Source organism: Acinetobacter sp. YH12106, from assembly GCF_013418995.1.
In the GTDB taxonomy this organism is placed as follows: domain Bacteria; phylum Pseudomonadota; class Gammaproteobacteria; order Pseudomonadales; family Moraxellaceae; genus Acinetobacter; species Acinetobacter pseudolwoffii.
The window spans coordinates 167,283-190,145 of the sequence record NZ_VPAV01000002.1 but is presented as its reverse complement, the minus strand read 5'-3'; the positions used below and the strand labels follow the sequence as shown (position 1 = coordinate 190,145).

Here is a 22,863-nt window from a genome sequence, read left to right as displayed (position 1 = left end):
ACTTGTAGATTCTCTTGGATTTATCCAGAATCTAGACTTTATTGATAGATAAAAATAACCATATGCCGCTTACTTTTGTTCTTGCTCCAGATTCCTTTAAAGAAAGTATGAGTGCTGAACAAGCCTGTCAGGCCATGCAGCGTGGCATTCAAAACGTGTTGCCTGATGCTTTGTGCATTCATGTTCCTATGGCGGATGGAGGGGAAGGCACTGTCGATACACTGATCTCAAGTTCAAAAGGACAGCGCATTCCCTGTGAAGTGACCGGCCCATTGCCTGATCAGCGCATCCAGACGTATTTTGGCGTAATTGATGCAGGAAAAACCGCAATCATTGAAATGGCCAAAGCCAATGGCATAGATCTGCTGGAAGCTGCAAGGCGTAATCCTCTGCTGACCTCAACCTGTGGCACAGGAGAAATGATCAAGTCTGCGCTCGATTTAGAGGCCAGTAAAATCATCATTGGCTTGGGTGGCAGTGTGACGAACGATGCCGGTGCGGGAATGGCACAGGCTTTAGGCGCTCGGTTTTTAGATGCCCAAGGATTAGAAATACAGGCTTGCGGTGGAAACCTAGATCAAATCATAGCAATTGATTTATCCGAACTGGATTCACGGCTGGCGGATATTGAAATTATCATTGCATCGGATGTGAATAATCCGCTGTGTGGACCCAATGGTGCTTCAGCGATCTTTGGCCCACAAAAAGGTGCGACACCGGAAATGGTCAAGCAACTGGATCAAAACCTCAGTCATTTTGCCGATCTGGTTGCTCGGCACATTGGACGTGATCATCGTCATGTTGCAGGTGCGGGTGCGGCAGGTGGACTCGGTTTTGGCTTAATGGCATTCACAGCTGCTTCTATTCGATCAGGTGTGGAACTCATCATTCAGCAGACAGATTTAGCCAATAAAATAGCTCAAGCCGATTATGTTCTGACCGGTGAAGGCAAGCTTGATTATCAAACTAAGTTAGGAAAAACACCATTTGGCGTGGCACAAGTAGCGCAAAAATTCAATAAACCGGTAATCGCTTTTGCTGGTCTAATCGGTGAAGGAATTGAGGATCTGTTTGAGTCAGGATTTAGCCAGATTATTGGTATTAATCCACCAGATTGTCCTTTAGAAGAAGCCTTAAAAAATGCAGAAATGAACTTGGAGAAAGCTGTCGCTGAGATAGTTAAAAATCTTTTGACAGAGTGAAAGTATTTCTCTCTCCTGCAATCCAGCACGCCCTGTCATTAGCTAATATCAAATCAGGAAATAAAATTGGAGACAGTTTCAGGACAACTGAAAAGCCATAATTCTGGAAGCGATCTGTTAAACTACATACATCCACAAAATGATGAGTGAAAATGAGTTTAGCCACCCTGATTGATGAATTAAACCCCCAACAAAAGCAAGCAGCGACCACAGAAGCAAAACACAGTTTGGTGCTGGCCGGGGCAGGTTGTGGCAAAACCAAGACTATCGTGGCACGCGCAGCTTACTTGATTGAGCAGGGTGTGCCTGCCAACCAGATTCAAATTCTGACCTTTACCCGCCGGGCTGCCAGTGAAATTGTGGCGCGTGTCGAACTGGCACTTGGTGAAGAAGCCAAGGGACTGCGGGCCTCGACCTTTCATACCTTCTGTATGTATCTGCTGCGCCGTATTCCGAAAGTTTTTGGTCTGGAACAGTTTTCGATTATTGATCGTGATGATCAGCTGATGATGTTCCGCCTGATTCGCGGTCGTGATGACAAGAAAAATCCCAACCATCTGCCTAAGCCTCAGGAACTATGTGATCTATATTCTTTTGCACGCAATACCCGACAAAAACTCAGTCTGGCATTAGAAAAACAGATGCCGGAATATCTGGCCTTAAAGGACCAGATTGCCGAAATCATGAAAGAATATGAAGCACGTAAGCAAGCACGCAGTTTTCTGGATTATGACGATATTCTGGCGGTGGTGGCGACAGCTTTGGCACAATCAGAAGGCTTAGTCGATTATGTGGCTTCAATCTGTCGGCATATGCTGGTCGATGAAATGCAGGATACCAATCCACTGCAATGGGCCTTGCTGGAGCCGCTGAAAGACCGGATCAGCCTATTTTGTGTCGGCGATGATGCCCAGTCGATTTATGGTTTCCGTGGCGCAGACTTTGAAAATATTCATCATTTCAAAGAACGGGTACCAGATGCGCAAATTTTTAAACTGGAAAAAAACTACCGCTCGACCCAGGAAATTCTGGATCTGTCCAACTGGCTGCTGGATCAGTCTGAAATCAAATATGACAAACGTCTGGAAGCTTATCGTGGCGAGGGCCTAAAGCCGCGCATGCATATATTTCCGAATGAGTTTGATGAAGCCAAATGGATCGCAATTGATATTAAAGAGCGTCATTATTTACAGGGCAGCAAATGGGGCGAACATATGGTACTGGTGCGTTCCAGTTTTGCCGCGCGGCATATTGAAGCAGCCTGTATCGCGGCCAATGTACCGTATCGATTTATTGGCGGTATGAAGCTGCTGGAAACGGCACATGTCAAAGATTTGCTCAGCATGCTGCGTGTGGTCGCCAATCCGCTGGATGATATCGCCTGGATGCGTTTCTTGACCCTGTGGAATGGTGTCGGTGATGTCGGTGCAAGCAAGCTGGCGCAACACATTCTGCTGGAACCTGAAATCGATAAAATCTCCGATAAACTGGAGAAATTTGGCAAGATACCTCTAAATGCGATTCTGATCATGAAGCAGATGAGCGTGCTGAAAGGCGAAGTGCAGGCTTGTGTCAGTCTTGCGATTCAGGCAATTGAAACACAACTGGCAGAGAACTATAAAAAAGACTGGCCACGTCGTCAGGGTGATTTTGAACTGGTGAAACAACTGGCCTCCAAGCACTCACAGCTGAGTGAATTTTTAGAGGAATATGTGCTCGATCCAGTGTCGATTTCGGAAATTGAACGCCAGTCCGATCATGATGTGGTGACCCTGATTACCATTCATTCAGCCAAAGGCACAGAGCAAAATGTCTGTTATGTGGCCAATGTCACGCCGGGAAATTATCCGCATGCACGCGCCCAAGGCGACTTTGATGATGTTGAAGAAGAACGTCGTGTGCTGTATGTAGCGCTGACCCGGGCCAAAAATGAATTGATTTTGACCAAACAAAACCTGAATCACTGGGCGCGGGAAACGGTCGATGCGCAGGGGCGTAAAGTCGCAAGTTATTTCTTGAATGATCTCACCCGGCATTTATGTACCACGGAAACCCATTACAAAACCCGGCAGCAGACCGTGAAAAGTGCCTTAATTGAACGTCAATCGATTAATTTAGATTTTGGCATTGATCTCGATTAAACTATAGCAAAGTTGTTGCATACAAAAAGTAGAGTAGGCGCGTGCTTTTTGATATTTTTTGCCTATCTTCTTAAGGTTATCAGATGAAAATTTTAGTTCGTAATTTAGAACGTACGGTCACAGAAGCCGAGTTGCTGAAGTTGTTCCAGGAATATGGCACAGTGAATACTTGTACTTTGGTGCTCGATGCGGCAACCGGAAAATCAAAAGGCTTTGCCTTTGTAGAAATGCCGCATGCACGTGAAGCCATCAAAGCCATTAAAGGCCTGAATACTTTGCGTTTGCACGGACATGGAATCCGGGTAAAACAAGCAGAAGATAAGCCCGAGGCTTAAACTGGAAAAGGAGCACTTGATATGCTCCTTTTTTATGGCTGAAATTTAGCCTTGTTGTGCTCATGGTTGTACTCGTGCAGGCAGTTAGATTTTCTGGATTTCAGTACTGGATGGATTCAGTTTAAACATGTTTTGATTGCGAAATGAAAGCGAACCTTTTACTTTATAAAAGCCAAAATTTGTTTAAAACCTTAGGAAATATCAATGACCCGTGTTGCTCGCTATCATGCGGACCGTACCAATCAAAAACTGTATTTTGCCCGTCTTGCCTGTCAGCAGGCAGAGCAAACCGAGCATGTGCAACAGGCTCAGGCACAACGTGAGGCGACTGTGTTTCATTTGCATGGCGCTTTATTGGCATTTTTGCAGGAACTGGTGCGTTACTATCGCCTGAATGATGCCAATCCGACGTTAAAATCGATCGAAGAACTAATGGCAGCCAAAGGCCAGATTTCACCCGAAGTAGCCGTATTACAACACTTATCCAAGAGCGGTTTCATTGCTGAACTAAAACGTGCGTATCGTCTGTGCCAGTATGCGCCTGAACCGAGTACACCGGAACCCGAAGACGAAACCTCCTCAAATCTCATCATTAAAGTCACACAGTCTCCACAAGCATGGTTACCTGATCCTGCTATATTAAGAGAATGGCATCGTGACTTAACACAACTCATCGATGGTTTTCGCAATGAGATGATTGAATTTTAATCGGATCGACCGTACTTGAAATTAGAATTTTTAACCCTATATCAATTACTCTAATGATGCAAAGTGCACCCGGCTCTTTGCCACCATGTTGAACATGGAGGATATATGTCTATAGAACAGTTGAAAGACTTATTTGGTAATCAAGACGCGATTTTAGAACTCGTTCAACTTGAAGGTGGTGCCTTGGCTTTACGCAATGCAGGTTCGCATAAACAGCCTTTGGTCATGATTCAGTTTAATGACGAGGTGAAGGCTCTACTCGGAGAGCAGACGCCTGTGATTGCGCAGCAGATGATTCAGGCGGCCCTGTATGGCTTGCTGGAACAGCAGGTCAATGAATGGCAGGCTGAAGTCGTAGATGAAGAGCCGAAGTATATGAGTTAAGATTACAATGTATTCAAAAGCACACTATCGGTGTGCTTTTGATTTTAAAGGGTTGGGGAATAAGTTAGATTTTAAGTACGAGCTCAAGGTGAGTTTCAAGAAATGAAAACCTCGTTTCTTTGATTTTACTCCTGATGATTTGAAGTCAGCTTATTACAAAAAATCTTGTGATTATGCATAAAAAAAGTTGCCACATTGGGCAACTTTTTTTATGCAGAGAGATTAATGAGAAGGGGGATGCTGATGCGCAATTTCGATCTGGTTTAAAATATGATTACTCATATTTTTCGCCATTTCTTCTTTGGCATAATACACCGCGCCGATATTATCACGACGGATCGCTTCAGCTTCTTCCTTGCTTTCTGCACAGACCAGTACCTGAATTTGTGGATTCAAGGTCTTAGCAATGTCGACAATTTTATGAATATCGATGATATCCATAGGGGAAATGACCAGTAAGCGCGCATGCTGAATATGTGCCTGAATCAGGACCCCGGCTTCAGTAGCAACACCAGACACCGCAGCAATACCTTTTTCACGCAGATTTTCGACGATGTCACGGTTTTCTTCGGCAATGACCACCTTGATGTTTTCTTCCATCAATGAGCGGGTAATGCGACGACCGACCTCACCATGGCCAATAATCACCACCTGATCGCGCAGGTAATCCTGTGAGACTTCATCGGGTAACATTGCCAGAGGGTCACCACTGCGTTCCAGTAAACGTGCCAGGGTCGAGCGTTCCCGAATCCATTTCTGTACTGGCTCAATTGCGGAGAAGATAAAGGAGTTGAGAGTGATCGAGATCAATGCACCCGCCAGAATCAGGTTTTGACCTTCTAGTGAAAGCAGATTCAGTGACACCCCAAGTGCTGCCAGAATAAAGGAGAACTCACCAATCTGTGCCAGCGAAGCGCCGACGGTCAAGGCTGTATTGATCGGATAACGAAAGAACAGTACCAGTGCCATGGCTGCAATGGTCTTACCAATCATGATAATGCCCACTACTGCCAGTACATGTAAGGGCTGTTCCAGCAGGATACGCGGATCAAACAGCATGCCGACAGAGACAAAGAATAAAATCGAGAAAATTTCACGCAGTGGCAAAGTTTCCTCTTCGGCGCGATGACTGAAATCAGACTCTTTTACCACCATACCGGCAAAAAACGCACCCAGAGCCATAGAAACGCCAAAAATCTTGTAAGCGCCGAAGGCGATAGAAACAGCAGCAGCCACCACGGTTAAGGTGAACAGCTCACGTGAACCAAGACGTGCCACTACCTGTATGATCATTGGAATCAAGCGCTTACCAATAATCAGCATGAAGGCAATAAAGCCTGCGACTTTAAGTAGGGTAATGCCTAAGGTGAGCCAGATATTTTCATCGCTTGCACCTTCCAGGGCCTGACCACCGAGTAGCACTGCAGTCGCAGGTAACAAGACCAGCGCCAATACCATCACCAGATCTTCGACCAAAAGCCAACCGACGGCAATCCGGCCATTAATTGAATCGAGCAGACCACGATCACCGAGTGCTTTGAGTAGAACCACCGTACTGGCACAGGATAGGCTTAAACCGAATACGAGCGCAGAGCCAAAGCTCCAGCCCCATAACATCGAGACTCCCACTCCGAGCAGAGTGGCGACTGCAATTTGCAAAATTGCACCGGGCAATGCAATCCGCCGCACCTGCATCAGATCACTTAGCGAGAAATGCATCCCGACCCCGAACATCAGGAACATGACACCTAATTCTGCCAGCTGGTTGGCCAGATGAATATCACCGACCACACCGGGCGTGTGGGGACTAATCAGAATGCCGGCAATTAAGTAACCGATCAAAGGGGGGAGACGTAACCGTGCGGCGAGATAGCCAAAGACCAAAGCTAAGCCAAAACCAACAGCCAGTAATATAATGAGCTCTACGTCATGTGGCACTAAATACTCCTTTAGCTAGGTTTGCTGGGAAATAAGCACAAAAAGTGCCAAAACATGCAGAAAGTTTATCAAGTGGGGTAAAAAAAATGCAAAAAAAAACGACCTGAAAGGGTCGTTTTTTTTAAAAAGCCAAAATTATTTGATTTTAGCTTCTTTGAAGATTACGTGTTGACGGATTTTTGGATCAAATTTTTTGATTTCCATTTTTTCCGGCATAGTACGTTTGTTCTTAGTCGTGGTATAGAAATAACCTGTACCAGCTGAAGAAACTAAGCGAATTTTATCACGCATGGTTCAGACTCCTTAGATCTTTTGACCTTGAGCACGCAGGTCAGCAACAACCTTTTCAATGCCCAATTTGTCGATAATACGCATACCTTTAGTGGTTAAACGAAGACGTACAAAACGTTTTTCGCTTTCTAACCAGAAACGGTGGTGGTGCAGGTTCGGCTCGAACCGGCGCTTAGTTTTGTTGTTGGCGTGTGAGACGTTGTTACCAACGACTGGACGCTTGCCGGTAACTTGGCAAACCTTAGACATGGTGTAACTCCATTGATTTAGCCAACAGCAAATCTGTATGGCCAGTCAAAAATAAACGGATTGAAATCATTCAAGGGGCGTTTTATATCAAAAATGCGCTTAAAAGACAAGCGATTTTCGTCAAAACGCGGCACGAACTATATCGATAGCTCATGCCTTGATCATTTAGCGGAGAAGGGTCTTCCAAATCAGCTTGTGAATCGGCTTGTTGAACGGCGGCAGAATGTATTTCAAGCTATACAGCTTTGGATTCGACATCACTGAGCGTTCATGCGACAAACTGAAGAAGCCTTCTGGGCCATGGTATTTACCCATACCTGATGCACCGACACCCCCAAATGGTAGATCGTCCTGCGCAACATGGGTCAGTACCGTATTTTGCCCGAAATGCCCTGAATGGGTACGCTGTGCGACATAATCGGCACGCGCCTGATCAAAGTCGAAGTAGTATAAAGCAAGTGGGCGTGGACGGCTATTAATAAAGTCGATGACATCGTCAATTTGATCATATTCCATGATCGGTAACAGTGGGCCAAAGATTTCATGTTGCATGATCTGCATCATCGGGGTGACATTGGTCACGATGGTCGGCGCAATCTTACGCAGATCAGCTGAGTTTTCACTACGCGGATTAATTTCAATGACTTGCGCACCCTGTTCGCGTGCATCATCCAGATAACCTTGCAGACGGTTGTACTGTTTGTCATTCACAATCGAGGTGTAATCCTGATTATGGGTGATATCCGGATACATGCTTTCGACACAGGCTTTAAAATGGTCAATAAACTCAGCGGTCTTACCACGAGGCAGGAACATATAGTCCGGAGCTACACAGGTCTGACCGGCATTCCACAGTTTGCCCACCGCAATCCGCTGCGCAACATCACGTAAGTCAATCGACGGATGTACCAGTACCGGAGATTTACCGCCCAGTTCCAGAATCACCGGAACCAGATTTTCGGCAGCGGCTGCCATGACGGTTTTACCGACCGCAGTTGAGCCAGTGAAAATCAGTTTATCGAAAGGCAAACGACAGAAAGCATCTGAAATCACACCGCCACCATTTACCACAGCGACCAATTCTTTAGGGAAGGCTTCAGCTAGGGCTTTTTCCAGAACTTCACCAAAGGCAGCCGATGCGCTAGAAATCTTGATCATGGCGTGGTTGCCGGCAGCCAATGCACAAATGAGTGGGCCAATGGACAGCAACAATGGATAGTTCCACGGTGCAATAATCCCAATCACGCCCAAAGGCTGATATTGCACCCAAGCTTTGGCCGGTTGATGAATAATGCCGACATGGCGCTTGGAGGGTTTCATCCATCGGGTCAAGTTTTTGCTATAATATTTGATATGTTCCAGACAGGTGAGCAGTTCACCAATTTTGGTTTCCCCAATCGAGCGGTTACCATAATCCTGATTAATTGCCTCTGCAAATTGATCTTGATACTTAACTAAGATACGCTTAAGTCGAGCTAAACGATCGATGCGTTCCTTTGCCGTCGGCAAAGGATAGTTTAAGTAAGCATGTTTTTGTTGTGCCAAAAGCTCATTTAAGTATTGGCCATCAAAAAAATGTGGTGTCATTGATATTGTTTTTGTGTGACTGTTCATGCCGCACTACCATTATTCAAAAATCGATTAATTAATTTTTAGAGCAAATACTCTAATTAGTCAAGTGACTTTGTGTGTTAGCCTGCTAATGCACGAACTGAATGGTTATTTTAGGATGTCCCAAACCAAAACCTTAAAAACTAAAGAGCGTATCTTGCAGCTCAGTTTGCAGCTGTTTAACGAGCGTGGCGAACGATCGGTAACCACCAATCACATTGCGGCTGAACTCGGTATGAGCCCGGGTAACCTGTATTATCATTTCCGCAATAAAAATGAAATTATTAAAGAATTGATGGAACAGTACCAGCACCAGACGCTGGAAATGCTGGCGTTGCCGGATGATCGTGCTCTGGATGCCAATGACAAGATTCATTATTTTCAGGTACTGAGCAGTCAGCTGTGGGCTTATCGTTTCCTGCATCGCGATGTCTATCATCTGGTCGAAAATAACGAAGATTTCCGCAAGATGTATCCACGCTTTGCCGGCGAGGTGATGCAGCAAGGTCAGAAAATCTATAAGGCTTTTGTGAATGCTGGCTTGATGGACATGACCGATTCAGAAATTGAAGCACTGATCATTAACCTGTGGATTGTACTGACCAACTGGACCAACTTCCTATATATGTCAGGTCATCTGACCGATTCCAATACGCTGGAAGAAAAATGGGTCTGGCAGGCACTCCGTCAAATGGTGTTCCTGGAAGGGGCCTATTTACGCGGTGAAAGCCGTCAAACTTATGAAGGTTTGCTAAATAGCCTGGGTTCTTCGGAACTTTTTGCCAGCCTGTCATCTGCAAAAAACACAGAAGTCGAGTCGCCTATTCAGAATATTTCGGAAACGCGCTAGAATACTCGGCTTATTTTTAATTTAACTGATTAGTGACTTAAACCAACATGAATATGACGACTGCTAACACCGCACGTTTATTGATTACTTGTGAAGACAAGCCGGGCATCGTGCAGGCTGTTTCGAGCTTCTTGTATCATCAAGGTGCCAATATTACTGCGCTTGACCAATATGCGACAGCAGCGCAGGGCGGCCGTTACTTCATGCGCGTTGAATTTGAACTGGATCATCTGCAAAGCCGTAAAGAAAGCATTACCCAGACTTTTGCGGTAAATGTCGCAGAGCGTTATGGCATGCAATGGCGTCTGGCTCTGGTCAGCGATGTGAAGAAAGTCGGTATTTTGGTGTCTAAGGTCGATCATGCCTTGCTTGAGCTGTTATGGCGTCATGCCCGTGGTGGGTTGCCATGTGAAATTACCAAGGTGGTATCGAATCACGAGACTTTACGCGAAGCGGTTGAAAACTTTGGGATTCCATTTGAAGTGGTGCCGGTGACCAAAGACAACAAGCCTGAAGCCTATGCAGAAATTGACCAGTTAATGCAGGGCAATGACCTGTTGGTATTGGCACGTTATATGCAGATTCTAGATGAAGAATTTGTAAGTAAGTGGGAAATGAAAGTGATCAATATTCACCATTCATTCCTGCCCGCATTTGTCGGTGCAAATCCGTATAAGCAGGCGCATGAAAAAGGTGTCAAGCTGATCGGTGCGACTGCACACTATGTTACTGCCGATCTGGATCAGGGTCCGATCATCGAGCAGGACGTAGAACGTGTCAATCATGACTTTACCGTTGAACAGTTGCGTGAACTCGGTCAGGATGTAGAACGTAATGTACTGGCACGTGCAGTGAAATGGCATTTGGAAGACCGTATTATTGTCGATGGCAATAAAACTGTGGTGTTCCAATAAAACTTGCATCCCTATTTAAAAAGGCATACTTTTAGTGTGCCTTTTTTGTTTTGATGCAAAAAAAATCAGTGAAAGGCATGATTAGTAGTTGCAAATGAAAACACTTCTCATTTATTATTGGCGTACTTTAATTGTGCTAACCGATGAGCTTGATTGTTTGTTTCACATCATCTCCTCAAGGTAATAGATTTAATGAGTCAAGTTGCTGCTCCCATGCCACCTACACCGCCCAACAAGATGAAAAAGAAAGTCATCTCGATTCTGGCGGCCGTGTTCGTCGGACATGTGGGCCTATTGTGGGCAGTGAGCCAGATGGACGCACCGGAGCTCAAGCCTGTAGAGAAAGAGCCGCTTAAAGTGCGCTTTGTAAAATTGCAGGAAGCACCCAAACCTTTACCGCCAAAGCCGAAGGTCGAGCCACAAAAAGAGCCACCTAAGCCTAAAGAAGTCAAAATTGTCGATAAACCGCTGCCACCACCACCGAAAAAAGTAGAAAAAATCGAGCAGGTGAAAAAGGCTGAAGCGCCAAAAGTAGTCAAAGCACCACCCGTTGAAGCTAAACCAACCCCAAGTCCGGTGGTACCGACAGTGGTCACCGAAACCAAAGTGCAACCGGCACCAGCTCCAGTCGCGCCACCTGCGCCTGTAGCACCGCCAGCACCTGCTGCGCCGCCATCACCAAAAAGTGTCTCGATTGGGGGTGGAGTGAGCTGGCAGCGCGCACCGAAAGTTTCCTTGTCTTCAGGTGAGTTAAGAGCGACTTGTTCGATGGTAGTCGATGTGGCGGCAAATGAGCAGGGTAAAGTGGTTTCTGCGACTGCACGTAATTCGGATTGTAGCTCGGCAGTGAACCGTAAAGTTGAAGCAGCGGTACGCCGCGCGCAACTAACCAAATATGTGGAAAATGGTGTGGCTTATCCAACCCGGGTTGAGCAGCCTTTCGATTTTCAAATTACCAAATAACGGCTAACCCATTAGGAGTTCGAAGATGAACTTTTCAGTTTATTGGCAACACGCTGATGCAGTCAGTAAAACGCTGTACTTCGTGTTATTGGCAATGTCGATTGCGACATGGACCATTTTTGTGCTGCGTTTAATGGGCACTCGCCAGCTTAAACAAGTTGCTTATACCCAGCTGTCTCAAGCATTGGAGCAACTGAAAACCAAATTGGCTCCTTTGGGCTTTGAACAGCGTAAGGCAGTGGCAGAACAGGCGTTGTTACGTCAGATTTCAGCCGAAAAAGCCAATGCTGAAAAAGGGGTATCCGTCCTCGGTACGATTGCTTCGATTTCACCATTTGTCGGTTTGTTTGGTACCGTGTGGGGTATTTTCCATGCGCTGGTTGCAGTGGGTAAAAGCGGTCAGGCTGGTCTGGCACAAGTGGCAACCCCAGTCGGTGAAGCCTTGATCATGACGGGTCTAGGCTTGGCCGTCGCGATTCCTGCGGTACTGGCTTATAACATCTGTGTGCGTTTCAATCGTGGTTTGGCGCATGAGTTACAAGATCAGGCACATGGCTTGTTGATTGACACCATGTTGCAACAGGAATCTGCTGCAAAAAAGTCTGATGAAAAAGTAACACAACAGAGTTTAGTGGGAGGTCAAGCTTAATGGCTTTTCAACTGGGTGAAGACAACGATGTAGGTATGAATGAGATGAATCTCATTCCCCTCATCGACATTATGTTGGTATTGATGATCATCTTCTTGGTGACAGCGACCGTTGCGAACCCATCAATTCCATTAACCTTGCCACAAACCACCGCGGAGATTATTGATCTGCCGCCTGAAAATGTCACAATCAGCATCAATGCGGAAGGTGAGATTGCCTGGAATGGCAATGTCCTGACCCTAGACGAATTGCAGACCCGTTTTAATGAAGCAGGTCAGACCGAACGTCAGCCGACGATTGTGCTGAAAGCAGATAAAGAATCCCGTTATGACATGGTAGCTCAAGTCATGTCGCGTGCGAGTGGAGCCGGACTCAGCGATATTGCCTTTGCAACCGATAACTAAGATTCAGCTAACGAAAAAAAGCGACTGATTTCAGTCGCTTTTTTTATCCCCATTTTTTATGCAAATTAATGGGTTTTTAACAAAGTCATAAATTTACTGCGTAATTTATTCAGTTTTGGCGGAATGGCAAAATTGCAGTAACCTTGGTTTGGATTTTTCGCAAAGAAATTTTGGTGATATTCCTCAGCAGGATAGAAGGTCGGCATCGGGCTGAGTTCAGTCACAATATTCAGGCCTTCATTTTTTAAAGCATCCATGGCTGCTTCTGCCTGAGTTTTTTGTTCAGCATTCAGATAATAAATCACGGAACGATATTGGGTGCCGACGTCATTGCCCTGACGGTTCAAAGTGGTTGGATCATGCGTCGCAAAAAACACCTCAAGGAGCTGGGCATAGCTGATCTGGTTTTCGTCGAAATCAACCAGAATAACTTCAGCATGGCCGGTTTCACCGCCGCACACGGCCTCATAATTTGGCTCAGGGGTATGACCGCCGGCATAGCCACTCAGGACTTGCTGAACGCCCTGAATTTGTAAAAATACCGCTTCGGTACACCAAAAGCATCCACCACCAAAAAGTGCTTGTTGCATGGCTGATTCCTCATTCGATTGAACTGGGCTGATGGTTAAATCCTGGCCCATCAGTATGAAAGATAAAAAAAGCCCGCCAATACAGGCTTTTTGTAGGGAAGTCTTAACGTGGCTGAACTGCACTTTCCAGCTGAATTAACACATTACCATGACGATCCAATAGTTTTAGGGTTTTACCAAATACCTGATAATGCGTCACCTTGGCTAAAGCTTCATTAAATTTTTGATCAAGCTGATCATTATGCATACAGGCCATGCGTGTTGTTGCCATCTGGCTTAAATTCAAAGTATCTTTGCCCGCCGTATAGCTGCCCATGATCCGGTTACAACCATCTGAACCGGAAACACGCTGGGTGCTGGTATCAAATTGCAGACTTGGAAGATGAGGTGCAGTAGCTGCGGTCTTGATTTCAGTATTGCCAATCTGTGTGGCAATCCAGGTACGATTTTGCAAAAGTTGTAAATGATTCGTGGTTTGTGTGGTGGCGGTATTCGGTACGGTTTCGCAGCCCATTACAGCCAATACTGAACCCAATAGGGCGATTGCAGTTAATTTTTTTAGCATGAAAGATACTCTGATTATTGACTAGCTATTTGTATATAAACAAAAAAATGACTCAGGTTCCAGTTGATTTTGTATCTTTATTTACAGTGATAAAAACGCCAGTTAATGTGTCTGAGGTGCAGGCAGGCCTTGACGAAGTCGCTGCGAATATTCCTGGCTGGACAGATCGGCGCTCTGTTTGACTCGTGGATTCACATGCGCCCGTTGGTACCAGGTGTGCATATCCCAGGATTGATCCAGCACTTTCAGATCATAGAGATAATTCGGTAAATAGCCGGACGCTAACAGTCGATAATCTGAAGGCAATTGTTGTTGCGATACTGCCTGAACCATATCAAAGACCAGAGTGGTGCAATTACTGGTCAGGGTGTTATACCACTTGGGTTCTCTGGCCAATTCATCGGCCTGGGCCAGATATTCTTTGAATAAGGCTTTAGCCTGAGCTTGGGGCATATTTACCGGAAAGAAATACACCTGCTCCCCGCGAATATTACTACGTGTATACACAATATCTTTTTCGTCCGATGCCACCAGACTCAATTCATATTTACGGAAAAACCCACCAATTGCAGAAAACTCTTCATGTTTTTCCTTGCGGATTTCAATTGAAAAAGTGAGAGGTTTTTGATTGGCAAAATCGAAGCTGACCAGCGTGTGGGCAATTTTCGGACCCATCCAGTAGGAGGTAATGATATTCACCCCGCTAATCTGGTTCAGGTCAAAACTGCGGCTTTCCCAACGTTCGATATAACGACCATCAGCTTGCCAGTCAAAGTTCCGGATATTGTGCAGGGTGACCTGATTGCCTTGTTGTTCATAGTGCAACAACTGAGCCACTTCAGGATTCCACTCCCGATCCTGACGCGCTTGCAGGCTAAAATAGCCCAGCAGACAAAACAGAAAGACCAGAAGATATAGAATGCTATCGGCTTTACGCGAGATCAGGTGCCGGGTGAAGTAGATCCCGAGTACAAGCAGGGAAAACGTTAACCAAACACCAATCAGGATCAAGCTGCCAATCTTGCCGAGAGGTTGCTGAACCCAGAGCATCAGGCTGAGCCACAGGCTCGACAGAATGACAAAGAGGGTAAACAGGCTACCCAGCAGCCACAGACTCCAGTGCTTGGAAATATATTCGCGTCCCTGCATGGTCACTTTTTCATGAGAAATAGGCTTTATTTTCTGTAGGTTGCAAACTCAAAAGCAATCCCGGTTTTGTCGTCAATATGTTGCTCGGTCGCGACTTTTTTGAATTCTGCCGGAATTTCAGGATAATAGGCATGACCTTGTACATCCAGGTCGACATGAGTCAGTTCCAGACGGTCGGCAATGTCCATGGTCTGTTTAAAGATTTCACCGCCACCAATAATAAAAATAGACGTCGGTTTTTCTGAGCTGTGTACATCAGTAACTGCCTGAATAAGCGCATCTTCAATGTTATGAGCAACTTTAGTGCCTTGAAAAGACCAGTCAGGATCACGGGTAATGACCCAGTTCACGCGTTTAGGGAGCGCACGCCCCATCGATTCAAGGGTCTTGCGGCCCATGATAATCACACCGCCCTGAGTGATTTCTTTAAAATGCTTGAGATCGGCTGAGATATGCCAAGGCAGGTCATTGTCCTTACCAATACAGCGCTGCTGATCCATTGCAACGACATGAACGACTTCTAAATCCTGAAATGCCATACCTACACTCAAAAACAAATAAAAATTTGCTCCTATTAAAATGCAAAATCCCACTTTAAGCAAAGTGGGATTTTGATTTTCTTTGGTTTGGGAACATTTACACTGCAACGGGTGCCTTAATCCCCGGATGTGATTCATAACCAATAATTTCAATATCTTCAAATTTGAAGTCGAACAGGTTTTTGATTTCAGGATTCAATTTAAGTTGGCACAGGCCCAAGGGCTCACGGCTGAGTTGTAATTGCGCTTGCTCGAAGTGATTACTATACAGGTGTGTATCGCCACCGGTCCAGACAAAATCACCGACCTCCAGCTCACAGACTTGCGCGATCATATGTGTCAACAGGGCATAGCTGGCGATATTAAATGGAACACCGAGAAAAACATCGGCGCTACGCTGATACAGCTGACAAGACAATTTGCCATTGTGGACAAAGAACTGGAACAGGGTATGGCAAGGCGGTAATGCCACTTGGCCCGCTTCATTCGGATTCCAGCCAGATACAATCAGACGGCGCGAATTCGGATTGGTTTTAATTTCATTAATCAACCATTTGATCTGGTCAAAACCATCCTGATTATAGCTATTATCTGCATTTTTGCTGGCACCAAAATTACGCCACTGGTGACCGTAAACTGGCCCCAGTTCACCTTCAGGGCGGCCAAAACGTGCGGTCTGTTCGGCGGTTGCCCACTCATCCCAAATCGAAACTTTATGATCTTTTAAATATTGAACGTTGGTGTCGCCTTTTAAAAACCATAATAATTCAATCACGATAGAACGGAAATGAACTTTTTTGGTGGTAAGTAAAGGGAAACCTTGGGAAAGATCGAAGCGCAGCTGATGACCAAATATCGAACGTGTCCCTGTACCGGTACGGTCGCCTTTATCGCCGCCGTTGTCGAGGATATGTTGTAAAAGGTCAAGATATTGGCGCATAGTTCTCTCTATTTGAATCTGTTGAAAATTGCCGTTTTAACAGCAGAACGGATTATTTTATAATCAATTTTCTGTCGAAAGGGACAATTTAAATTGCGCACATCATAGCATTTTTTGATGAGCTTTCATCGCCCAAATTGAGAATAAAAAAGACCTCCTGATGGAGGTCTTTTGATTGCAGTTTAAGCGGTTTTATTGCCCGTATGGACTGTATGAATCAGATCAGACAGATCATAACCCAAGGATTCTGCATAACTTAAATATTCGCGTTGAGTCGCTTCGTCCAGACTGGTACCGCGATGCAATAGCCATAAATATTCTTTATTCGGTTCGCCTACAAGCGCCGTCTGATAATCTGGATCAATTTTTAATACCCAGTAATCACCCTTGGTAAACGGAATCCAACGCAGGCCTTCAGGTAAAAAACTGACTTCCAGCTTGGCATGTTCTGCATCGACAATGGTTGCTTCAGCAATGGCTTCATCCAGCTTGCCCTCGCCATCCAGACAACGGTTCTGAACCCGAACCTTGCCATTTTTATTCAAGCTATATACCGCAGAAATATCGGTGCTGTCCTCGGGTTGGTGCTTCATCGGCAAGCGTGCAATTTCATACCAGATACCTAAATATTGTTCTAAATTAAAATTTGAAATGGTACTTAAATTCTGACTCATTTTTCTTCTCCGTTTAGTTCAATATTTAAAAATGCTGCATCAGTGTAATACAGGGTGCAAAGCTCAAAATGATGTAATCATGTAGTGAAATGTTGTCTAAAAATAGCCGAGCTACAGATTAAATCCCTAGGGTTTGAGGAGAAGAAAATAACGGCTCATTTTCTCTATTTCCGGCTAAAAATGCTTTGCAAGGCGTCGGAGTTGGCTTTGCTTTACATTTTTTTTGCAAAGATGATGGGTTTTGTAACTGTATTAGAAAGAACGGCTTAATTTGAATGCCGGAAAAATAGACAAATTTATTTACATTTTTAATGTGAAAGATAACATTTAAACGACTAGTATTCTCGGCTTGTTAACAATATGAAAGCCTAAATTACAGGCGAGGAGCGGTTGGTAAGGCATGATCTATGATCATCAAGTAAACATGAGCGAAGTATATGCTCCTGTCCAAGCGAATATCATGGTGCGTTCCCAATCGGAGCAAAGACCTAAAAAGTCATCCCAAAAAGCCACTGTCCGTAACGCTTCAGGCGTAAGCAATGGCCATCGTATCAATATCGAGAAATTTACCAGTTATCTGCAAGGCATTACCCGAAATACCAGTACACAGAAATGTGCGCGCAGTATTCGTGTCGGTCTGCAATCCTCGGGTGCGAAAATTGTGAATCATCCGGTCGCAGCGGCAGATTGGGGAAGTACCCTGATGCAGCTGGGTTATAAGAAAATTAATGCTTCTTTTGATCGACCGAAAAAAGGCGATATCTATATTATTGACCGTACTCAGGGACATAAATATGGACATATCGCGGCTTATTCAGGTAGTGCCTGGGTATCGGATTTTAAACAGCGAGATCATGCGGTTTATCGCAATAAAAACGTGACTTATAGTTACTATCGTCTGGAAACTTACTTCTAAGAAAATACTGCGAAGTGATCAGTCCTCAAAACGCTTCGCACGGCTTTCATAGATTGAAACGATAAAAAATCCAATCGCGGTAAAACCAAAACATTGCAGACCCAAAGCAAATTTTGTCGATTGCTCATGTTGCCCGGGTAAATAGCCGAATAGGGTAATTAAGGCAATGATGGGAATCATCCGGCTCAAGGCGCTAAAGCCATTTGCATAGGGATTGGATTTTGAAATTTTCAGGCGGAAATGGTGCAGTAAATGCACGACAATTCCAATCGCTAAACTTACCCCTACAAATACCGGATCTAACTGGGCCACAGTCGATGCTGCATAAATAAAAATACAGGTCGCGATGATGACGATGAGTTTGATTTGACGGCTACAGCGTTCGGAATACCAAAATTCAAGCATGGGGTGGCTCTGGATCCTGAGAGTTCTGATTGAGCAGCGACAATGGTGAAAACAGGCAAATCGCCAGTGCCATAAATGCAATGCCTTGAGCACCCGGAATCAGGATTTCGCCCTGTTGCATATTCATAAAAACTAAAGCAATCAATAAGGCAATTGGAATCCAGGTCAGTAATCTATACAGCAAACCGGTCGGGTTTTTGCTGGCAAAGTGAATTTTGCAGTAACGGCAGATCAGAAAAATGATGCCGGTACCGACAAACATCAAAATCGAATCTAAGGGCAGTGGTTCCATCCAGTACAAGCCTGCAGCTGTCGCTGCAATCACAATAAAGATCAACAGTTTTTTGAGAACAGATACCTGCGGATTAAACCAGAACTCAAGCATAATGATGAAAGAATAGAAGAGATAATCGGCACTTTAGCATATTTTGAGTGTAAAAAAGCGAGGCCTTTGCCTCGCTAAATTAAGCTTTTTTCTTAGCTATTTTTTTGTGGACCCCAGTCATAAATTTTCTTCTGGTAGGCATACCACATCATCCACAAGCCAATCAGGATCATTGGTAGGCTCAGGAATTGTCCTTTGCTCATCCAGCCAATAAATAGCTGGCCATTGTCCGGCTCACGGAAGAATTCAACTACAAAACGTGCCAGACCATAACCGATCAGGAACAGCGCGGAAACTGCCATACGTGGACGCGGCTTAGAACTGAACCACCACAGTACAATAAACAGGATCAGACCTTCACACAGTGCCTGATACAGTTGTGAAGGATGACGCACAAGTTGCAGCGGATCGGTCGGGAAGATCATGCCCCAGGCAAAATTTGGATCGGTTACCTGACGGCCATACAGTTCGCCGCCAATAAAGTTACCAATCCGGCCAAACATCAGGCCTGTCGGTACGCAAGGTGCGATAAAATCCAGGGTCTGGAACCAGGTCATCTTATATTTCTTGCACCACCACAACATGGCCAGAATGACCCCGAGGAAACCGCCGTGGAAACTCATGCCACCGGTCCAGATCTGGAACAGCCATAAAGGATCTGCGAGGAACTGAGAAAAGCCATAGAACAAGACATAACCGACACGGCCACCGATGATGACACCAAGCGCACCGAAGAAAATCAGGTCAGAGACCATATCTGGCGTCCAGCCGCGTTGTTTGGCTCGAAACGTTGCCAATCCCCAGGCAAATAAAAATGCCAGTAAGTACATCAGTCCATACCAGTGGACTTGCAGGGGCCCGAGCGAAATCGCGACGGGATCAATATTGGGATAGGTGAGCATTCCTGTTCCTTGTGATTCTGTTTTGCACAGATTTTAGCTGAAAGCAAAGAAAAATGTTGTACATTCAATGTGTAAAGATCGAGAGCGTAAATTATGTGTATCGTGGCACTGGCTTGGCGGGTTGTGGATGAGACCCCATTATGTCTGATTTCAAATCGGGATGAATTCTATCAGCGGCCTACACAGGCATTGCATGAATGGGAAGATAGTCCGATTATTGCCGGGCAGGATTTGCAGTCGGGCGGCACCTGGATGGGTATCACGGCCTCAGGTCGCTGGGCAGTGATTACCAATTTTCGCAACGGGCAAGATCGGACAGATTATCCGACTTCACGTGGTCATATCATCCAGGATTTTTTAAATTCGGACTTAACGCCGATTCGTTTCGCACAAGATCTGGAACAACGGCAGTGTGACTATGCCGGTTTTAACCTGTTCGTTGGAGACCAGCAGCAGGCGGTGTATATGAGCAATCGCGGCGAAGCACCGCAAGTGCTGGCACAAGGCGTCTATGTGGTTTCGAATGGCCTGATGAGCGAAGACTGGTATAAGACCCGGCATTTGCGTAAACGCTTTACCCAGGAATTTTTACCCATGCTGCAACAACCAGCCATGCCAGAAACTGATCTGTGTCATGCGGTTTGGGATATTCTGGAAGATGAACGCAAGGTGATTCCTGAACTGCTGCCGGAAACAGGGATCTCGGTTGAAATGGAACATCTGCTGTCCTCGACTTTTATTCAAAGCCCGACTTACGGCACCCGTTGCTCGAATTTTCTAAGAATGCAGCAGGGACAATGGCACTGGATCGAGAAGTCACAACAAGGTACAACCGCAGGTCAAACTATTGAGAAAATAATTAGACTAAAATAATCACCGGATATAAAAAATGCCGACAGATGTCGGCATTTTTTAGGTCACTTCAGGGTTTAAGCTTTAGGGGTTTCTAACGACTCACCTGCAATGACACCGCCATCTTTACGGGTAATCACGACTGTTGCTGAGCGTGGACGTGAATACGCACGACCAGTACTGATTAAATGTTCAGCTTGGTTTGCAGGCCAAGTGCCACCTGGATGTTGCACGTTTACAAAAATGGCTTTGTAGTCAGGTGTCATAGTGACCCCTGTAATTTCACAGCCAGCAGGACCAACCAAGAAACGGCGTAGCTTCGAGTCATCGAGCTTCGCACCCATAGGTGTTTTTTGTGTGCCTGTCCCCGCTGTTGCGGTTTGTACAGAACCATCGCTCACTGAACCAGGAAGTGCTGCCAGCATCATGCAGTTGGTTGTATCCGTATATGCACCATCGTCAGTTTGTAACCATAATACGCCTCGGTCATCAAACCACATACCATCTGGGCTAGAGAAGTCATTTGCATCCGTCAAGCCAGAAAGGTTTACACCTGGGATTGAATCTGCTTCGGCACCAAATAGGAAAATATCCCATGTAAATGATGTTGCAGTAACATCGTCGCCTGTTTCACGGAAGCGAATCACGTGACCATTAATATTGCCACGTAGGCGGTTCGTTGTATCATCATCATCTGAATATTGGCGTGGATTAGCTGCATCAATTACATGTGCTGAACCGCGTTGTGAGTTATTGGTTAATGTGACATACACTTCGCCATTATGTGGATTTACCGCAACCCATTCAGGGCGGTCCATTTTAGTTGCGCCCGCTGCATCGGCTGCGATACGTGCATTGACCAAAATATCTGCTCGGTCTGCAAATTTGTATTCTGCATAGTTGGCAATCTTTGGATTAGACAAAGAGAGTTCTAACCATTGGCCTTTAGCTTCGCCCGTTGCTTCATTGAAATCAAATTGAGCAACATAAAGCTTACCGTTATTCATGTATTTGTCGCCAGCTGCATAGCCACCGTTGACATCAGTAGGATTCCATGGAGTATCTGAGACAAATTTATAGATGTATTCGCCTTGTGAATCATCACCCATATAGAATGCAAGTGGTTTACCTGCAATGGCACGGCTAGCACGGCAGTCTTCATGAGCAAAGCGACCTAAAGCGGTACGTTTTACTGGCATACTACGATTATCAAACGGATCTATTTCAACAATCCAACCAAAAGTATTAATCGAGTTGCGATAATCGTCTTGTTCCGATGCACCGCTGATGACCGTGTTCCAACGGCTGAAATAATCTGGCGTAAAGATTTGTGGATTGCTAATGCTTTGCCAGTTATAACCACGTGCGCCATTATTGACTTTATAGCGTTTTAACGCATGTTCGGTATTGGCATCGCGTACATCCCCGCCTTCGGTGTCTTTTTGACGTGCGAGATATTGGTTGAAGTTTTCTTCAGTGGTGAGATAAGTGCCCCAAGGGGTATAGCCGTTACCACAGTTGTTGATGGTGCCACGTGTTTTGGTACCATCTGGGCTAAATGCTGTTTGTACCAACGCATTACCACGTACAGGGCCACGGTATTCCATTTCAGTTGCTGCTGTAATACGGCGGTTAAATGGGGAGTTTAAATCGACCGTTATTTCTTGTGTCTCAGGATTTTTGTTGATTGCAACAATAGAGACACCATGAGAGTTTACTTCACGGATTACTTCATCTTCAGTGATATCATCTTGATCAAATATGCTACCACGAGGGTGTAAGTCATCACGTTGTAAATATTCGTGATTCATCACCAATAAGCCAGTGTCCGATACAGTCGCATCAAAATTTTGCTTGCTGGTATTTAAACCAAAAAAGGTCATACCATCATGGTTGTCACCGACACGGCGTTCGTAGGATACACCACTAGGAATATTGTTTTCATCCCATACAGGTAGGCTTGGGTGTAAAGGATCACCTACCGCATGTAGGACTTTAAAATCATAGCCTTCAGCCACAGTAAATTGCTCTAAAGTGTTTTTATCCACTGGTTTGAAGGTTAATGATTTAGGTGTTGCAGTTAAATCTGGTTCATTCGGTGTTGCAGGTATGCTTGGCGGAGTTGATTCTTCATCATTATCGCTACAGCCCGTAAGTGAGGCTGCTAAGGTTAATGCTACTGCACCACCAGCCGTCTTTTTAATTAAATCGCGACGACTCATCTGTTGGTTAAACAGTTGGTGAAATTCTGGGTTCCCCGAAGTGTTGCTGTCATAATCATCATTAAAAGCAATTTGATCAGTCATA

26 protein-coding genes are annotated in these 22,863 nt (G+C 45.2%); 12 read left to right on the top strand and 14 right to left on the bottom strand.

What is annotated here, in order from left to right:
* Window positions 1–62 precede the first annotated feature (62 nt).
* The 5 genes from FTU45_RS03275 (at window position 63) to FTU45_RS03255 (ending at window position 4,770) form a co-directional block, all read left to right on the top strand.
* Window positions 63–1,202, top strand: a complete 1,140-nt coding sequence (locus FTU45_RS03275; protein ID WP_180075926.1) for a glycerate kinase — start codon at window positions 63–65, stop codon at window positions 1,200–1,202.
* 152 nt (window positions 1,203–1,354) lie between these two features.
* Entirely contained in the window at window positions 1,355–3,343 is a 1,989-nt protein-coding gene (locus FTU45_RS03270; protein ID WP_180075925.1) for an ATP-dependent helicase, read from the top strand.
* Window positions 3,344–3,426: 83 nt separating this feature from the next.
* Entirely contained in the window at window positions 3,427–3,678 is a 252-nt protein-coding gene (locus FTU45_RS03265; RefSeq protein WP_005095517.1) for an RNA-binding protein, read from the top strand.
* Between the two features lie 204 nt (window positions 3,679–3,882).
* Window positions 3,883–4,386: a DUF6586 family protein gene (locus FTU45_RS03260; RefSeq protein WP_074383987.1), complete on the top strand. Its 504-nt coding sequence runs from the start codon at window positions 3,883–3,885 to the stop codon at window positions 4,384–4,386.
* A 105-nt stretch (window positions 4,387–4,491) separates the two neighbouring features.
* The gene (locus FTU45_RS03255) at window positions 4,492–4,770 is read left to right on the top strand and encodes a hypothetical protein (RefSeq protein WP_004278462.1); all 279 of its coding nucleotides are present in this window, start codon (window positions 4,492–4,494) and stop codon (window positions 4,768–4,770) included.
* Between the two features lie 222 nt (window positions 4,771–4,992).
* Here the strand turns inward: FTU45_RS03255 and FTU45_RS03250 are convergent, their stop codons facing one another.
* From FTU45_RS03250 to FTU45_RS03235, 4 genes are all read right to left on the bottom strand, one after another.
* On the bottom strand, window positions 4,993–6,708 hold the full coding sequence (locus tag FTU45_RS03250; protein WP_180075924.1) for a cation:proton antiporter: 1,716 nt from the start codon (window positions 6,706–6,708) through the stop codon (window positions 4,993–4,995).
* A 135-nt stretch (window positions 6,709–6,843) separates the two neighbouring features.
* Window positions 6,844–6,999: a 50S ribosomal protein L33 gene (gene rpmG, locus FTU45_RS03245; protein WP_001205031.1), complete on the bottom strand. Its 156-nt coding sequence runs from the start codon at window positions 6,997–6,999 to the stop codon at window positions 6,844–6,846.
* A gap of 12 nt (window positions 7,000–7,011) precedes the next feature.
* Complete coding sequence (gene rpmB, locus FTU45_RS03240) at window positions 7,012–7,248, bottom strand: 50S ribosomal protein L28 (protein WP_000048256.1); 237 nt, start codon at window positions 7,246–7,248, stop codon at window positions 7,012–7,014.
* A 165-nt stretch (window positions 7,249–7,413) separates the two neighbouring features.
* Window positions 7,414–8,862, bottom strand: coding sequence for a coniferyl aldehyde dehydrogenase (locus FTU45_RS03235; RefSeq protein ID WP_180075923.1), 1,449 nt, complete (start codon window positions 8,860–8,862; stop codon window positions 7,414–7,416).
* 115 nt (window positions 8,863–8,977) lie between these two features.
* On the opposite strand from FTU45_RS03235, the gene FTU45_RS03230 reads away from it, so the two are divergent.
* From FTU45_RS03230 to FTU45_RS03210, 5 genes are all read left to right on the top strand, one after another.
* Window positions 8,978–9,709, top strand: coding sequence for a TetR/AcrR family transcriptional regulator (locus FTU45_RS03230; protein ID WP_180075922.1), 732 nt, complete (start codon window positions 8,978–8,980; stop codon window positions 9,707–9,709).
* A 47-nt stretch (window positions 9,710–9,756) separates the two neighbouring features.
* Window positions 9,757–10,623 (top strand): formyltetrahydrofolate deformylase, encoded by an 867-nt coding sequence (purU, locus tag FTU45_RS03225; RefSeq protein ID WP_005095527.1) that lies wholly within the window; start codon window positions 9,757–9,759, stop codon window positions 10,621–10,623.
* Window positions 10,624–10,815: 192 nt separating this feature from the next.
* Window positions 10,816–11,586, top strand: a complete 771-nt coding sequence (locus FTU45_RS03220) for a TonB-dependent receptor (protein ID WP_180075921.1) — start codon at window positions 10,816–10,818, stop codon at window positions 11,584–11,586.
* Window positions 11,587–11,611: 25 nt separating this feature from the next.
* Window positions 11,612–12,235 (top strand): MotA/TolQ/ExbB proton channel family protein, encoded by a 624-nt coding sequence (locus tag FTU45_RS03215; RefSeq protein WP_005095531.1) that lies wholly within the window; start codon window positions 11,612–11,614, stop codon window positions 12,233–12,235.
* Window positions 12,235–12,639 carry a biopolymer transporter ExbD gene (locus FTU45_RS03210; RefSeq protein WP_180075920.1) on the top strand — a complete coding sequence of 135 codons (405 nt, stop codon included), beginning with the start codon at window positions 12,235–12,237 and terminating at the stop codon, window positions 12,637–12,639. The genes FTU45_RS03215 and FTU45_RS03210 overlap by 1 nt, the downstream gene beginning before the upstream one ends.
* 65 nt (window positions 12,640–12,704) lie before the next feature.
* Here the strand turns inward: FTU45_RS03210 and msrA are convergent, their stop codons facing one another.
* The 6 genes from msrA to FTU45_RS03180 form a co-directional block, all read right to left on the bottom strand.
* Complete coding sequence (gene msrA, locus FTU45_RS03205) at window positions 12,705–13,229, bottom strand: peptide-methionine (S)-S-oxide reductase MsrA (protein WP_005095533.1); 525 nt, start codon at window positions 13,227–13,229, stop codon at window positions 12,705–12,707.
* A 103-nt stretch (window positions 13,230–13,332) separates the two neighbouring features.
* Complete coding sequence (locus FTU45_RS03200; RefSeq protein WP_100329269.1) at window positions 13,333–13,794, bottom strand: META domain-containing protein; 462 nt, start codon at window positions 13,792–13,794, stop codon at window positions 13,333–13,335.
* A 102-nt stretch (window positions 13,795–13,896) separates the two neighbouring features.
* Window positions 13,897–14,943 (bottom strand): DUF4105 domain-containing protein, encoded by a 1,047-nt coding sequence (locus FTU45_RS03195; protein ID WP_100329268.1) that lies wholly within the window; start codon window positions 14,941–14,943, stop codon window positions 13,897–13,899.
* Between the two features lie 26 nt (window positions 14,944–14,969).
* Window positions 14,970–15,482, bottom strand: coding sequence for a dihydrofolate reductase (locus FTU45_RS03190; RefSeq protein WP_159138510.1), 513 nt, complete (start codon window positions 15,480–15,482; stop codon window positions 14,970–14,972).
* Window positions 15,483–15,579: 97 nt separating this feature from the next.
* Entirely contained in the window at window positions 15,580–16,422 is an 843-nt protein-coding gene (thyA, locus tag FTU45_RS03185; RefSeq protein ID WP_180075919.1) for a thymidylate synthase, read from the bottom strand.
* 182 nt (window positions 16,423–16,604) lie between these two features.
* Window positions 16,605–17,096: a lipocalin family protein gene (locus tag FTU45_RS03180; RefSeq protein WP_180075918.1), complete on the bottom strand. Its 492-nt coding sequence runs from the start codon at window positions 17,094–17,096 to the stop codon at window positions 16,605–16,607.
* A 400-nt stretch (window positions 17,097–17,496) separates the two neighbouring features.
* Between FTU45_RS03180 and FTU45_RS03175 the strand changes: the two genes are divergently transcribed.
* Entirely contained in the window at window positions 17,497–18,012 is a 516-nt protein-coding gene (locus tag FTU45_RS03175) for a hypothetical protein (RefSeq protein ID WP_005107935.1), read from the top strand.
* Window positions 18,013–18,030: 18 nt separating this feature from the next.
* Here FTU45_RS03175 and FTU45_RS03170 read toward each other — a convergent pair whose 3' ends face one another.
* The 3 genes from FTU45_RS03170 to lgt all read right to left on the bottom strand — a co-directional run bounded on the left by FTU45_RS03170 (window position 18,031) and on the right by lgt (window position 19,704).
* Complete coding sequence (locus tag FTU45_RS03170; RefSeq protein WP_180075917.1) at window positions 18,031–18,417, bottom strand: hypothetical protein; 387 nt, start codon at window positions 18,415–18,417, stop codon at window positions 18,031–18,033.
* Window positions 18,410–18,802, bottom strand: a complete 393-nt coding sequence (locus FTU45_RS03165; RefSeq protein WP_005103145.1) for a hypothetical protein — start codon at window positions 18,800–18,802, stop codon at window positions 18,410–18,412. The genes FTU45_RS03170 and FTU45_RS03165 overlap by 8 nt, the downstream gene beginning before the upstream one ends.
* 92 nt (window positions 18,803–18,894) lie before the next feature.
* On the bottom strand, window positions 18,895–19,704 hold the full coding sequence (lgt, locus tag FTU45_RS03160) for a prolipoprotein diacylglyceryl transferase (RefSeq protein ID WP_180075916.1): 810 nt from the start codon (window positions 19,702–19,704) through the stop codon (window positions 18,895–18,897).
* A 93-nt stretch (window positions 19,705–19,797) separates the two neighbouring features.
* Here lgt and FTU45_RS03155 point away from each other — a divergent pair, with 93 nt between their 5' ends.
* Window positions 19,798–20,577, top strand: coding sequence for an NRDE family protein (locus tag FTU45_RS03155; protein WP_180075915.1), 780 nt, complete (start codon window positions 19,798–19,800; stop codon window positions 20,575–20,577).
* A 56-nt stretch (window positions 20,578–20,633) separates the two neighbouring features.
* Here the strand turns inward: FTU45_RS03155 and FTU45_RS03150 are convergent, their stop codons facing one another.
* On the bottom strand, window positions 20,634–22,862 hold the full coding sequence (locus FTU45_RS03150) for a PhoX family phosphatase (protein WP_180075914.1): 2,229 nt from the start codon (window positions 22,860–22,862) through the stop codon (window positions 20,634–20,636).
* Between the last annotated feature and the right edge of the window lies 1 nt (window position 22,863).

Excerpts from the sequence above, each read along its gene's own strand:
- FTU45_RS03275 (WP_180075926.1), top strand. The coding sequence starts at position 63 with ATGCCGCTTACTTTTGTTCTTGCTCCAGATTCCTTTAAAGAAAGTATG.
- FTU45_RS03270 (WP_180075925.1), top strand. The coding sequence starts at position 1,355 with ATGAGTTTAGCCACCCTGATTGATGAATTAAACCCCCAACAAAAGCAA.
- FTU45_RS03265 (WP_005095517.1), top strand. The coding sequence starts at position 3,427 with ATGAAAATTTTAGTTCGTAATTTAGAACGTACGGTCACAGAAGCCGAG.
- FTU45_RS03260 (WP_074383987.1), top strand. The coding sequence starts at position 3,883 with ATGACCCGTGTTGCTCGCTATCATGCGGACCGTACCAATCAAAAACTG.
- FTU45_RS03255 (WP_004278462.1), top strand. The coding sequence starts at position 4,492 with ATGTCTATAGAACAGTTGAAAGACTTATTTGGTAATCAAGACGCGATT.
- rpmG (WP_001205031.1), bottom strand. The coding sequence starts at position 6,999 with ATGCGTGATAAAATTCGCTTAGTTTCTTCAGCTGGTACAGGTTATTTC.
- rpmB (WP_000048256.1), bottom strand. The coding sequence starts at position 7,248 with ATGTCTAAGGTTTGCCAAGTTACCGGCAAGCGTCCAGTCGTTGGTAAC.
- FTU45_RS03235 (WP_180075923.1), bottom strand. The coding sequence starts at position 8,862 with ATGAACAGTCACACAAAAACAATATCAATGACACCACATTTTTTTGAT.
- FTU45_RS03230 (WP_180075922.1), top strand. The coding sequence starts at position 8,978 with ATGTCCCAAACCAAAACCTTAAAAACTAAAGAGCGTATCTTGCAGCTC.
- purU (WP_005095527.1), top strand. The coding sequence starts at position 9,757 with ATGAATATGACGACTGCTAACACCGCACGTTTATTGATTACTTGTGAA.
- FTU45_RS03220 (WP_180075921.1), top strand. The coding sequence starts at position 10,816 with ATGAGTCAAGTTGCTGCTCCCATGCCACCTACACCGCCCAACAAGATG.
- FTU45_RS03215 (WP_005095531.1), top strand. The coding sequence starts at position 11,612 with ATGAACTTTTCAGTTTATTGGCAACACGCTGATGCAGTCAGTAAAACG.
- FTU45_RS03210 (WP_180075920.1), top strand. The coding sequence starts at position 12,235 with ATGGCTTTTCAACTGGGTGAAGACAACGATGTAGGTATGAATGAGATG.
- msrA (WP_005095533.1), bottom strand. The coding sequence starts at position 13,229 with ATGCAACAAGCACTTTTTGGTGGTGGATGCTTTTGGTGTACCGAAGCG.
- FTU45_RS03200 (WP_100329269.1), bottom strand. The coding sequence starts at position 13,794 with ATGCTAAAAAAATTAACTGCAATCGCCCTATTGGGTTCAGTATTGGCT.
- FTU45_RS03195 (WP_100329268.1), bottom strand. The coding sequence starts at position 14,943 with ATGCAGGGACGCGAATATATTTCCAAGCACTGGAGTCTGTGGCTGCTG.
- FTU45_RS03190 (WP_159138510.1), bottom strand. The coding sequence starts at position 15,482 with ATGGCATTTCAGGATTTAGAAGTCGTTCATGTCGTTGCAATGGATCAG.
- thyA (WP_180075919.1), bottom strand. The coding sequence starts at position 16,422 with ATGCGCCAATATCTTGACCTTTTACAACATATCCTCGACAACGGCGGC.
- FTU45_RS03180 (WP_180075918.1), bottom strand. The coding sequence starts at position 17,096 with ATGAGTCAGAATTTAAGTACCATTTCAAATTTTAATTTAGAACAATAT.
- FTU45_RS03175 (WP_005107935.1), top strand. The coding sequence starts at position 17,497 with ATGATCTATGATCATCAAGTAAACATGAGCGAAGTATATGCTCCTGTC.
- FTU45_RS03170 (WP_180075917.1), bottom strand. The coding sequence starts at position 18,417 with ATGCTTGAATTTTGGTATTCCGAACGCTGTAGCCGTCAAATCAAACTC.
- FTU45_RS03165 (WP_005103145.1), bottom strand. The coding sequence starts at position 18,802 with ATGCTTGAGTTCTGGTTTAATCCGCAGGTATCTGTTCTCAAAAAACTG.
- lgt (WP_180075916.1), bottom strand. The coding sequence starts at position 19,704 with ATGCTCACCTATCCCAATATTGATCCCGTCGCGATTTCGCTCGGGCCC.
- FTU45_RS03155 (WP_180075915.1), top strand. The coding sequence starts at position 19,798 with ATGTGTATCGTGGCACTGGCTTGGCGGGTTGTGGATGAGACCCCATTA.
- FTU45_RS03150 (WP_180075914.1), bottom strand. The coding sequence starts at position 22,862 with ATGACTGATCAAATTGCTTTTAATGATGATTATGACAGCAACACTTCG.